Source organism: Chryseobacterium salipaludis, from assembly GCF_022968825.1.
In the GTDB taxonomy this organism is placed as follows: Bacteria; Bacteroidota; Bacteroidia; order Flavobacteriales; family Weeksellaceae; genus Kaistella; species Kaistella salipaludis.
The window spans coordinates 113041-125350 of record NZ_JALHKS010000005.1; the positions used below are offsets into that span (position 1 = coordinate 113041).

Sequence of the window (12310 nt, forward strand, 5' to 3'; positions counted from 1 at the left end):
GCAGCAGAAAAATCTGAGCACAACCCATAAAAAGGCCGTTTCACATATGTATGAAACGGCTTTCTTTTATTACACATCATTTAAGGAAGCATTGCAACCGCCCACTCCGGCATCCATTTCAGCAGCCGATGAATAATCTTCCACTTCCAGCCGGGTACGATTTCGAAACGGTGGTCGGCCTTAATTATATGCTTTGCGACAAAAGCAGGTTCCATCAGCAAATGCCTATTGAGATTCAACCCGGCATTTATTTTTGTATTAATATATCCGCTGGTCACGACGTTGACAACAACACCGCGCGCATTCAACAACTGCCGCAACCCGGCCAGATATTGCGTAAAAGCTGATTTAGTGCTGCCGTAAATTAGTGCTGCCGTAAATAAAATTACTCTTTCGCCCGCGAACGCCGGATAAAGAAGACAGCCCAATGATCCTTTCCAGCTGAATATTTTGCGTGTCCGTAGCAACCAGATTTAAAATAGAAACGGCCCCCGCATAATTGACCTGCATCATCTTGTGCGCAACGGGGAAATCGTGTAAAGCCTGATCATTGGTCACTAAAAAACCGGCGGCATACACAACAATGTTGGGCTTGCGCGCTAAGCCGTAATAAAAGGATTGATGGCTGGAAAAATCTTCAGCATCAAAATATAAAACTTCAATTTGCTGCGCCGGCAACTGCTCACGGTTGATAAACTGCTGCAGTTGCTCCAGATCTCGGGAAGCGGCCAACACGAAATATCCGCCTTTCACGTAAAGGCGCATGCATTCTTTGGCAACATCTGAATTGGCACCAAGAATCAACACCGTCTTTGCCGACTCCGCAGGTTTATTTTGCACGCAGGCGCTCTTTAATCTTCTGAATATTCTGCTTGGCCGAATCTTCCAGAATCAGGCTGGCACTCATGTGAATACGTTCAGGCATCAGTTTCTCAAAATGTTCGGTGCCTTCCCAGGAAACTTTTTTAATCAGAGCCAGCGCTTCAGCACTACGGCCGGATAACACTTGCAGGAACTCTGAAATTTTCTCATCCATTTCCTGAATGTTTCCTGATACTGAATGGTACACATCATGCCGCTCACACCAATCTGCACTTCTGAAATCTGCGTCGATCGACATGGCAGCGTACGCAGATGTTCCAATTTTACGCTCCACATACGGACCAATTACAAAGGGACCGATGCCTAGATTAATTTCTGTAAGCGCCAGGGCCGCCTCTTTCGTGGCAAAGCAGTAATCAGCCGCACATGCAATTCCCACACCGCCGCCGGTGGTTTTCCCCTGTACACGTACAATCACCAGTTTCCCGCAGGTGCGCATGGCGTTGAGTACTTTTGCGAAACCCCCAAAAAACTTTTGCGAAGTTTCCAATTCTTCAATGGAGAGTAATTCATCAAAGCTGGCGCCGGCACAGAAGGCTTTTTCACCCAAGGATTTTAATAAAATAGCTTTGACAGAAGCATCGCGGCCCGCGTCTAAAATAGTTTTTGCCAGCAGTTCCAGAATTTCGCCCGGCAGCGAATTGCTTTTGGGATGTCCGAAGGTGATTTCGGCAATATTGTTTTTTATTTCCTGTTGTACAGTTCCGTTGTTCATTTAATTTTATTTAAGGCTAATAAATACTTGTCGATATACATGGGTTTTTCCTTGCTCTTGTATTGCTGAATGTACCGCGGATGTTCCAAAACGGTCATTTCATCGAAAAACTTTTCCTGCTGATTGATTTTTTCCAGGAAGACTGCATTTTTTTTACCTAATACAAAGACTTCTGACGTATCCAATCCGAGGTTTATATGATCTCTGATGCTCTTAACCATAAACGGCCGAACCGCTTCGAACAGCTGGCGGTCATCATAATAATTGGCGTTCACAGCTCCGCTCCTGCCCTTTTTTACGATTGCCAGCGGGAATGGTGAATTGATGTAGAAGTCGCGAAAGAAAAGCTCCGCACCGCCATACGCTTCAATAACGTCATGTACAAAAACCGAGGAAACCTCATGGGTATACGCTGATTCCATTTTAATTCCGCAAACTGAATGCAGCCGTTTGGTATCCGTGAAAGGTACGCCGGTGACACCCGCGCCATGACGGCTGGGATTGATTCCGATAATAAATTTCCGGATGTGCTGGTCGTTATAATATTTATCGTAGAACCGCTGCATTACCTGAACTGTTTCCGGATTTTCCAAAAAGGGATTCATCACCTGAAAGCCTGCCGGCAACGGGTCACTGAAATTCAGCTGTTGATTAAAAGCAACGACGTTTTGTCCGAAAGTTTTTTTCAAGAAAAAAGAAATTTGGGTGCAAGTGCAATTTAATGAAAAAATTATTGAGCATGATCATGATGCAACAATGATGTTAATTATTGCGCACAGATCTACGCAGATTTACATGACAACGTAAGGATGAGATCTCCTTTTGCACACAGCATCTGTGGTAATCTGTGGGATCCGTGTGCTGATTATTACTCACAGATCTACACAGATTAACATAGAAGCGTAAGAACGTTCATGTTATTGCACACAGCATCTGTGACAATCTGTGGGATCCGTGTGCTGATTATTGCGCACAGACCTACACAGATTAACATAGAAGCGTAAGAACGTTTATGTTATTGCACACAGCATCTGTGGCAATCTGTGGGATCCGTGTGCTGATTATTACGCACAGATCTACACAGATTAACATAGAAGCGTAAGAACGTTTATGTTATTGCACACAGCATCTGTGGTAATCTGTGAAATCCGTGTGCTGATTATTGCGCACAGATCTACACAGATTTACATGACAGCTTAAGGGCGGTACGGCTTATTATGCACAGATCTTAATGAACTTAATTGTATCCGTTAACTATTCTTACAATATTATCGGGAAGCTCTTTCGTATTGAAATTAACCAGAATACCCAGGTGCATTTTCGTTAGCTTTAAATAATTCAAAACTTGCTTATGATGGAGCGGCAGTAATTCCGTTACAGATTTAATTTCAATAAGCACACGGTTCTCCACTAAAATATCAATCCTGAAAGCTAAACCTAAATCCTTTTCTTTATAAATGACAGAAACAGGAAATTCAATCTCCACGTGTAAGCCTTGCTGTCTTAATTCGATTGCTAAGGCTTTATGGTACACACTTTCAAGTAAACCCGGTCCAAGCGAATTATAAACTTCAAAAATTGCTTTTCTGATGCTATAACTTATTTCATTTTCAGTCATAAAAAAGTTGAAATATGTTGTAACATGAAATAATAACACAAGATTACACCAACCCAAACTGTTTAAAATGATGCGTGAAATGCTTTCTTTGGAAGAGTTCAGACATTTCTTTGTTCAGCATACCGAAGCGTGGATGATAAGTCTCTGCGGACGGGTTTTCACGGTAATGGACGTTGTATTCCTTCACGGCTTCGAGGAGTTTTTCCTTGGCCTGGTCCAGGTTCTTATATTTGGGCTGCATGGTTTCATCTTCCTGCAACAAAGGATATTTTGCGCCCGGCTGAATTTCGTCTTCGGTGTAAAGCCAGTCCTGCAGCTTTTCCAGTTTTTCCTCCGGAAGGGCCGGGAAATTTTCTGGTTTCAGTTGGCCCATGCCGTTGCGCACCACTTCTTCCATGTGTTCCACCATCAGTTGCGGCGTCATTTCACCGAATGTTCTTTCCGAAGACTCAGTGAGATTGTTTAAAGCATTTTTAACGGCAGCTACAGAAAGCGGCATAAAGCCTGACTTCTTGGCGACCAGCGTCAGGATGGTGGCAACACAGACCACTTCTTCGCGCTGATTCACGACCTCCACCAGCCACTTAATAACACCACTCGGAATATTTCTTCCTTTTACGCCTTTGTTTATCTTTTCTTTTGCGGTCAGGTACACGGTGATGGTATCGCCGGCATAGACAGGCTTAAAGAAACTCGCATTTTCAAGACCATAATTTGCAATCACCGGCCCCTTCTTGCCGGAAACAAATAATCCTGCCGCGGCGGATAAAACAAAATATCCATGCGCCACTACCTTTTCGAAAATGGTTCCGTTTAAAGAGGTGGAATCCGTGTGCGCGTAGAAATGATCCCAGGAAACATTGGCAAAGTTGACAATATCTGCCTCGGTAACAGTACGGCCGGCCGTTTCCAGCGAATCACCCACTTCCACCTCTTCAAAGTATTTATTGAACGGGTGTTTATCGGAGAACTGATAGGTGGCTCCCGGCTGATAAATTTTGGTCACGGCCGTGAGCATATCCGGTGAACCCTGGACCGCTGTTTTCTGCAGGAAGAAGTGCAGCCCGTTCAGGCCGCCCATTTCTTCGCCGCCGCCGGCGCGTCCCGGGCCGCCATGCATCAGTGTAGGCAGCGGAGAGCCGTGGCCGGTGGATTCTTTGGCATTATCACGGTTGAGGATAAAAATACGTCCGTGCGAGGTCGCCATTTTCCAGGAAGTTTCAGCGACAAACTTTTCGTCGCGGGAGATAATGGATCCTACCAGACTTCCCTTTCCGCGTTTGGCAAGCGCTGCTGCCTCTTCTGCATCACGGTACGGCATCAAAGTAGAAACCGGGCCGAAGGCTTCAACCTCGTGGGACACATTTTTTTCAAACGGTTTGTCATTATAAAAGAGTTTAGGAGACACAAAGGCACCGCTGTCATAATCTGCATCCAGCAGTTCATGCTGACCGTCGTAGATAAGTTCGGTTTCGGCTTTCAGTTTGTTGATCTGCTCGTGCAAAGTTGCCTGTTCTTTTTTCCCCACAATTGAACCCATTCTGGTTTCGCGGTTGAGCGGATTCCCGATTTTGGTTTGATCCAGTGCGTTGGAAAGTGCGTTCTGAACATCACCAACTAAATTTTCGGGAACAATAATCCGGCGGATGGCGGTACATTTCTGCCCGGCTTTGGTGGTCATTTCATTTCGCACTTCTTTGATAAATAAGTCAAATTCGGGGGTGCCGGGTTTCGCATCCAATCCGAGAATGGACGCGTTCAAAGAGTCGGCTTCCAGATTAAAACGTACGGCATTTCCGGCAACGGACGGAAGCGACTTCAGTTTTTTTCCAGTCGCAGCAGAGCCGGTAAATAATACGGAGTCACCATCCTGCACATAATCCAGAATGTTTCCAGGTTCCCCACACACCAGTTGCAGCGCACCTTCCGGCAGCAGTCCGCTTTCTATCATATCGCTGAAAACAGCGTTGGTGAGATACGAGCCGGGAACGGCAGGTTTTACAACAGCCGGCACACCTGCCAGTAAAGACGTGGAAAGTTTTTCCAGCATTCCCCAGACCGGGAAGTTGTAGGCATTAATCTGCACCGAAACTCCTTCACTTGGCGTCAGGATGTGGGTCCCGAGAAAAGTTCCGTTGGCAGAGATTTTTTGGGTATCACCATCCACCCAAAATGGTGTGTTGGGCAGCATTCTTTTAGCTAAACCCGAGTAGGTGAAGAAAGTTCCAAAGCCACCTTCGATATCTACCCAGGAATCCGCGTGGGTAGCACCGGTTTTATAGGAAAGTTCATAATATTTCTTTTTTCTTTCGAGCAGGTACAGCGCAATTTTTTTGAGCATTTCGCCGCGGTCGTAAAAGGTCATGGACGACAGATTTTTGTAACCAACCGTGCGGCCGTAGTGCAATGCTTCCTCAAAATTGATTCCGCCGGTATCGGAAATAGCAACCAATTCGCCGGTTACAGCGTTATGCAACGGAACTTCGGCGCCGTTTCCTTCTATCCATTGTCCCTGTATATAGTTTTTGAGCTTCATGTTTTTAAGCAGTTTTTCTTTTTTTAATTAATGAGCGAATCCCCAAGATGACGAGCAATAACACCAGCGCGATATTAAGGGTAAAGACCAGTGATGGCAGCACATCATTCAGCAACTGCTCTTGCTGCATTTTCGCCACAAGACCGGCATCCTGTGTCTGCCGGATCAGTTTTTCTGTTTCTATTCCCTTGTTAATAAAGTAAAAGGCGAGCACGTTTAAGGCAATCAAAATAACAATCGCAACAACCTTTATTTTTTTATTTTTCAAATGCATTCGTCTGGGTGAAATTTATTTGGATGGGTCGCACTTCACTCATCATATATAATATATCCGGAAAACATTTTTTTCACTTCTTCAAGGGTGTAAATCTTATATTCAAAACTTTCCCGGAATGTTTCTTTCGCAGATTCTTCGATTGTCTGTGTGAAACCCGCTTTCTTTCTTAATCTATTGACCTTTTGCGGATTCTTCACGGGCCAAATAATCTCCATATCACCCACGCCAAAGCCCTGTGTACCATACAATTGCTCTTTTCCTTTGTTCATGAGATAACGATCTAGCATTGTGGCATAATTCCTAAAAGGCAATTCTTTTTTTGCGGCGGCTTTTTTCACGAGCGGTAAGTATTTTGGAATTTCGTTCGAGTGCTGGATGACTAAATAGGCCGCTTGATTGGTGGGTTCGCCGACCAAGGATTTTCCCGGGTAACCATATTTTGATATGATTTTCCCGATCTTCTTAATATTTTCCCTGTCATATTTATTCATAAGAACCAGAAGATCTCGTCTCATTGTGTCATAGTCCATCTTCAGGCTGTCAGCAATATCTCTTCTTTCCTGCTCGGAAATATCCGGTTCGTACTGTCTCCGAAATGCCTGATCGGTGAACATAATATAATCCAATTCTTTCTTGAGCTCCGTATTTATGGCCTGCCGGGAAGTACAGGAAGACCAGATGAACCCCAAAATTGCGAGCAGTATAATTTGATTAAAGCGTTTCATTTGAAGTACGGTTTCTGTGATAAATTTTCGCGAGCGTTAAGATAAGGAAATTTAGAAATATGGCATTCTTGCCATGTGGCGATCAAGCGGAATTTCCTAGTAGATTAACGAGATGCTTGCCGCCAAAATATAAGGCGTTTTTTAAGAGTTTGATTTACGGATATTCAGCAGGCCAACTCTGTTAATTGCACAGTCAGATTTTCTGCACCAGTTACGTGAGTTCGGGCCTGCCGGGCAAAATAGAGTCTGCATTACTTTTTGGAAGCAATTAATGTAAGTATCTTTGCAGGCTTTTGTAATTTAGAGAGAATGACGAGACAAGATTTAATAAAAGGGGTTGCATTTGTTGCCCTGGGTGCTTCCAGTTACGGTATGCTGGCTACATTTGTAAAACTGGCTTACAGCCAAGGCTATACTACAGCGGAGGTCACTTTTGCACAGTTGTCGCTGGGTGTTTTGGGCATGTTGCTGATTACCCTATTCCAGACAAAAATAAAAAAGATAGAGACTCCAAAAATCGCGAAAGGAGATTTGCCAAAATTGCTACTGGCGGGAACTTCGCTGGGTTTCACGAGTTTGTTCTATTATTTATCCGTGGTGTACATCAATGTTTCTGTAGCAATTGTGCTGCTGATGCAAACCGTCTGGATGAGCGTACTGCTGGAGGCAATTTTATCTAAGACATGGCCTACAGCAAGAAAAACCCTGTCGGTGATGATTGTACTTTTTGGAACTTTACTGGCTACCAACCTGATCGGGCAAAAGATTGAGCTGGACTGGCACGGACTGTTCTGGGGGTTGATGGCGGCGGCATCCTTTACCACCACCATGTACACTTCTAACAGAATTGCGGTGTATCTGCCCGCGTACAAGAAAAGCTTACTCATGCTGTTAGGCGGATTTGCGGTGATTATTTGTTTTGTATTGTATAGCTACGAGGGTAGTTTTAACTTTTCAATCTTCTGGAAATGGGGCTTTATCCTGGCACTTTTCGGTACGATCATTCCGCCGCTGCTGCTGAACGCCGGCTTTCCGAAAGTTGGTTTAGGCCTGGGAAGCATCGTATCCTCGCTGGAACTTCCGGTTTCCGTGCTGATGGCATTTTTCCTGTTGAATGAAAAGGTGACCGCTATCCAGTGGTTGGGAATCCTTTTGATCCTGGCAGCGATTGTCATTATGAACGTGAAGTTTCGGCGGCGATAAGTTTTTGTAAAAACTGGTCTTTTCTGCAGGACAATCAGCCTTGCTCTATACAAAATCTGTTACAGCTGAACAGCCAGCCGGACTTTTCTGCTGCTAATTAGTTCTAAGCGAAAGCGGAAAATAGGTATCGGCCGTTGCTGAATATTAAGTGATTTTAAGAACAGAATTCCCAATACGCGGACCTGCGCCCCGGCTGGAACGAAGCTCTCCTGCGCCTAAGCAGGCGCGGGAAGCGGGAGTGGAAGACGGAAATGTGCGCCCAAAAAAAAATCCCTCACAGTAGATACTGCAAGGGAATTTAGGGTGAGAGCTCCAGTTATCTGTTGCCCATGTCTACATAGTCGCGTTTTTCGGCTCCTTTGTACACCTGACGCGGACGGCCAATCGGGTCGTTGTTCAGGCGCATTTCTTTCCACTGAGAAATCCAGCCCGGCAGGCGGCCCAGCGCAAACATTACGGTGAACATTTCGGTCGGGATGCCCAGCGCACGGTAAATAATTCCGGAGTAGAAATCCACGTTCGGATAGAGTTTGCGGCTTACGAAATAATCGTCTTCCAAAGCTACGCGCTCCAGCTGCATTGCAATGTCCAGTGCTTTGTCCTCGATGCCGAGTGCGTTCAGGATATCGTCTGCTGCTTTCTTAATGATGCGGGCGCGCGGGTCGAAGTTTTTGTACACGCGGTGACCAAAGCCCATCAGACGGAAGTTGTCGTCTTTGTTTTTCGCTTTTTCCACATATTTGGCTACATCGCCACCATCCTGCTCAATCATTTCGAGCATTTCAATGACAGCCTGGTTAGCACCACCGTGAAGCGGGCCCCAAAGCGCAGAAATACCGGCAGATACGGAAGCAAACAATCCAGTGTGCGCAGAACCTACCATTCTTACTGTAGAGGTAGAGCAGTTTTGCTCGTGGTCAGCGTGTAAGATTAACAGTTTGTCCAGTGCATTGACGACTGTCTGGTCCAGTTCAAACTCTTCATTCGGACGGCGGAAGCACATGCGGTAGAAGTTCTCAACGTAGTTCAGGCTGTTATCGCCGTGGTTAATTGGCAAGCCCATTTTCTTGCGATAAGTCCAGGCACACAGGTGCGAGAATTTCGCAATCAGCATTTCCGCAGCGTGGTCCATATCTTCCTTGGAGTTCACATCCACTGCTTTCGGGTTGAAGGCAGTTAAAGCAGACGTCAGGGAGGACAAAACGCCCATCGGGTGCGCAGAACGCGGGAATACGTCGATAAGACGCTTCATTTCGTCGGCAACGAAGTTATATTTTTTAATTCCTTTTTCGAAGTTCTGGAACTGGCCTTCGGTCGGAAGTTCGCCGTTCAGCAACAGGTACATTACTTCGGTGAAATTGGATTTTTCGGCGATTTGCTCGATTGGGTATCCGCGGTAGAATAGTTCACCATTGTCGCCATCCAGGTACGTAATTTCGCTGATGGTGGCGCCGGTATTCTTATAACCAAGGTCTAAGGTGATCAGACCGGTCTGGTCCCGCAGTTTGGAAATATCAATTCCTCTGTCACCGAGGGTGCTGTCAACGATAGGATATTCAAATGCTTTCCCGTCGTAGTTCAATACAACTTTGTTATCTGACATTATAATTTAATTTTTTACTAATTTAATGATAAAGGAACAATACTACAAATCTGCAGCGGCGTTCCTGATTAATTTTATCTATGAACGTTTTACCTTGAACGCGTCCATTCCCGGGAAGATCGCCGTTTCTCCCAAAGCCTGTTCTATGCGCAGCAATTGGTTATACTTGGCCATACGGTCTGAGCGCGAAGCAGAACCGGTTTTGATCTGTCCGCAGTTCATGGCTACGGCCAGATCTGCAATGGTATAATCTTCGGTTTCACCGGACCTGTGCGACATTACGGAGGTATATTTGTTATGCTGTGCCATTTGTACGGCTGCCATGGTTTCGGAGAGAGAACCAATCTGATTCACTTTTACCAAGATGGAATTTGCAATATTTTCTTTGATTCCGCGGGACAGGCGTTCCACATTGGTCACAAATAAATCATCGCCCACCAGCTGTACACGGTCACCGATTTTTTCGGTCAGCATTTTCCAGCCGTTCCAGTCATCTTCATGCATGCCATCTTCGATGGAAATAATCGGATATTTGCCGGCGAGCTCAGCCAGGTAGCTCACTTGTTCACTGCTGCTGTACACGGCAGCATCAGCAGTCTGGAATTTACGGTAGTCGTATTTTCCGTCCACATAAAATTCAGATGCTGCACAATCCAGCGCGAACATAATATCATCGCCCACCTTGTAGCCCGCCTTTTCCACGGCTTGTGAAAGGGTGTCCAACGCATCTTCGGTACCGGCAAATTTTGGTGCGAAACCACCTTCATCTCCTACAGCGGTTGAAAGTCCGCGGTCGTGCAGAATGGATTTCAGGCTGTGGAAGATTTCAGTGCCTTTGCGTAGTGAATCAGAGAAAGATTCTGCTTTCACCGGCATAATCATGAATTCCTGGAATGCGATGGGTGCATCGGAATGTGAACCGCCATTGATGACATTCATCATCGGAACGGGAAGCGTATTGGCATTTACGCCGCCTACATATTTGTACAAAGGCAGTCTCAGTTCCGTAGCTGCTGCCTTGGCTACAGCCAGGGAGACACCAAGGATCGCGTTGGCGCCCAGGTTGCTCTTGTTTTTGGTACCGTCCAGGTCGATCATTATCTGATCGATAAAATTCTGGTCGTACACCGGCATGCCGACAAGTTCCGGCGCGATGACATCAGTTACATTTTCTACGGCTTTCTGTACGCCTTTTCCCAAATAATCGGAACCGCCGTCGCGCAGTTCCACGGCTTCGTGCTCGCCGGTAGAAGCGCCTGAGGGAACGGCAGCGCGGCCCATGGCACCACTTTCTGTAAATACATCTACTTCCACAGTTGGGTTACCGCGGGAATCCAGAATCTGGCGCGCATCGATGTAGGAAATGTAACTCATTTTTTTCTTTTTTTAAATGTTATGATTTACGTACAAATTTAAGAAATAAAGCCTGACCACGCAGAATATGGCAGCTGCTTTTTGCTGTGTGGCGCGTAGATTATTGTTAGAAATCTCTGACAGTTTTGTATATTTAAATTTAAAATAAGATAACGATGAAGAAATTATTAATTCTCCCGGCGGCAGTTGTTCTTTTCACGATGGGAAGCTGCGATAAAAAGAACAGCGGAAATGCGGGCGTGCTGAAGGCGGATGAAACAACGGCAGTAACGGGAAATTCATCTGAAGAAGCGGTAAATGAGCGGACAGACCGTTATGTGGCTGAAGACGGCTCTTCTGCACTTGTTACTTTTAAAGAAGCAGGTGGAGAAAAATCAATCAGCATCCGAAGCAATAATAAAACGATTGCGGCGCCCCTGAAAGAAGCTGAGGCTGACAAAACGGTGTACGGCAATTACGATTTTGAAATCGTATCAAAGAAGGACAGCATTACCATTACGCAAGGTGACAATGTGATCAGTCTCAAAAGAGCAAGAAGTAACTAGTTCTTTGTATTTATATAATTATAAAAGGACACTTCTTGCAGGTGTTCTTTTTATTTAAAACCGATATCCGGCTGACAAACCAAATCGCACACCAGCCCACGGCCCGCTAATTTGTGCAGTGGCTCCGTTTGCATTTGCCTGCGCCTTAATTTTAACAAAAGGAACATCGAGGGCATTCAGTTCTTCCTGCAGCACCTGCTGTTCACGTGCCGTTAGCGGACGGGAGGAAACAGCGACGAGATCTCCTCTGGCGGCACCATAATGAGCGCCAATCATATTAAAATCAAGAATCCAGTTTTGGCTTTGCCCCAGATTCCACTGGATACCAAGCGCAAGACCACCACTGTTTCCATTGACTTTGCCTGAGAGATTAGCCGTATTTCGTATTCCATCCGCATCGTATTCGAAAATGAGGTTAGAAACTTCCAGATGGCTGTGGCGGTAATATGATGCGAGGTAAAAGCCCTGGCCATACCCTTTCTTATTTAAATAAAAACGGGGCTCCACCGTAAAAGAACTGTAGTTCATTTCTGCTGTGGCAAGCTCTTCCACGTTGTGAATCTTTAAGGTGGAAGCACTGAAAGGTATGCTCCCGTTCGGAATGGTACTGTAAGAAATTTGGGCTGCAAACTTTTCGGTGAAAATTCTTTCGTAGGACAGATTGATATTGCGGAAGAGATAGGCAGTCACATTTGTTTTAATAATGTTGGGCGACTCAGTGTAGTTCGCGGAAGAAACGGCAAACTGCTGGTTGGCTATGGTTTGTGCGCTTACTTTAGAAATGAATACAAAAGCTGCGAGGAAACACAGATACGACAGAGGAGTTTTCATA

At 45.5% G+C, this 12310-nt stretch carries 13 protein-coding genes; 2 read left to right on the forward strand and 11 right to left on the reverse strand.

All coding sequences use genetic code 11. The features are described from left to right. Nucleotides 1-80 precede the first annotated feature (80 nt). The 8 genes from MVI27_RS09395 to MVI27_RS09430 all read right to left on the reverse strand — a co-directional run bounded on the left by MVI27_RS09395 (nt 81) and on the right by MVI27_RS09430 (nt 6753). The gene (locus MVI27_RS09395) at nt 81-239 is read right to left on the reverse strand and encodes a hypothetical protein (RefSeq protein ID WP_246961223.1); all 159 of its coding nucleotides are present in this window, start codon (nt 237-239) and stop codon (nt 81-83) included. A 109-nt stretch (nt 240-348) separates the two neighbouring features. Further along, nucleotides 349-840, reverse strand: coding sequence for an SDR family NAD(P)-dependent oxidoreductase (locus MVI27_RS09400; protein ID WP_246961225.1), 492 nt, complete (start codon nt 838-840; stop codon nt 349-351). Beyond that, on the reverse strand, nt 830-1597 hold the full coding sequence (locus MVI27_RS09405) for an enoyl-CoA hydratase/isomerase family protein (protein WP_246961227.1): 768 nt from the start codon (nt 1595-1597) through the stop codon (nt 830-832). Before MVI27_RS09405 ends, MVI27_RS09400 begins: the two co-directional genes overlap by 11 nt. Then, on the reverse strand, nt 1594-2286 hold the full coding sequence (locus MVI27_RS09410; RefSeq protein ID WP_246961229.1) for an SMUG2 DNA glycosylase family protein: 693 nt from the start codon (nt 2284-2286) through the stop codon (nt 1594-1596). The genes MVI27_RS09405 and MVI27_RS09410 overlap by 4 nt, the downstream gene beginning before the upstream one ends. Nucleotides 2287-2834: 548 nt before the next feature. After that, complete coding sequence (locus MVI27_RS09415; protein ID WP_246961231.1) at nt 2835-3215, reverse strand: GxxExxY protein; 381 nt, start codon at nt 3213-3215, stop codon at nt 2835-2837. A gap of 43 nt (nt 3216-3258) precedes the next feature. Then, on the reverse strand, nt 3259-5751 hold the full coding sequence (gene paaZ / locus MVI27_RS09420) for a phenylacetic acid degradation bifunctional protein PaaZ (protein WP_246961233.1): 2493 nt from the start codon (nt 5749-5751) through the stop codon (nt 3259-3261). A gap of 4 nt (nt 5752-5755) precedes the next feature. Continuing rightward, nucleotides 5756-6025: a hypothetical protein gene (locus tag MVI27_RS09425; protein ID WP_246961234.1), complete on the reverse strand. Its 270-nt coding sequence runs from the start codon at nt 6023-6025 to the stop codon at nt 5756-5758. 35 nt (nt 6026-6060) lie between these two features. Beyond that, nucleotides 6061-6753, reverse strand: a complete 693-nt coding sequence (locus MVI27_RS09430; RefSeq protein ID WP_246961235.1) for a DUF6624 domain-containing protein — start codon at nt 6751-6753, stop codon at nt 6061-6063. A 309-nt stretch (nt 6754-7062) separates the two neighbouring features. Here MVI27_RS09430 and MVI27_RS09435 point away from each other — a divergent pair, with 309 nt between their 5' ends. After that, nucleotides 7063-7956 (forward strand): EamA family transporter, encoded by an 894-nt coding sequence (locus MVI27_RS09435; protein WP_246961236.1) that lies wholly within the window; start codon nt 7063-7065, stop codon nt 7954-7956. Nucleotides 7957-8272: 316 nt separating this feature from the next. Here MVI27_RS09435 and MVI27_RS09440 read toward each other — a convergent pair whose 3' ends face one another. Continuing rightward, nucleotides 8273-9559 carry a citrate synthase gene (locus tag MVI27_RS09440; RefSeq protein ID WP_246961237.1) on the reverse strand — a complete coding sequence of 429 codons (1287 nt, stop codon included), beginning with the start codon at nt 9557-9559 and terminating at the stop codon, nt 8273-8275. A 78-nt stretch (nt 9560-9637) separates the two neighbouring features. After that, the gene (eno, locus tag MVI27_RS09445) at nt 9638-10933 is read right to left on the reverse strand and encodes a phosphopyruvate hydratase (protein ID WP_246961238.1); all 1296 of its coding nucleotides are present in this window, start codon (nt 10931-10933) and stop codon (nt 9638-9640) included. Between the two features lie 155 nt (nt 10934-11088). On the opposite strand from eno, the gene MVI27_RS09450 reads away from it, so the two are divergent. Then, entirely contained in the window at nt 11089-11478 is a 390-nt protein-coding gene (locus tag MVI27_RS09450) for a hypothetical protein (protein ID WP_246961239.1), read from the forward strand. 54 nt (nt 11479-11532) lie between these two features. Here the strand turns inward: MVI27_RS09450 and MVI27_RS09455 are convergent, their stop codons facing one another. Continuing rightward, the gene (locus tag MVI27_RS09455) at nt 11533-12309 is read right to left on the reverse strand and encodes a DUF3575 domain-containing protein (RefSeq protein WP_246961240.1); all 777 of its coding nucleotides are present in this window, start codon (nt 12307-12309) and stop codon (nt 11533-11535) included. Between the last annotated feature and the right edge of the window lies 1 nt (nt 12310).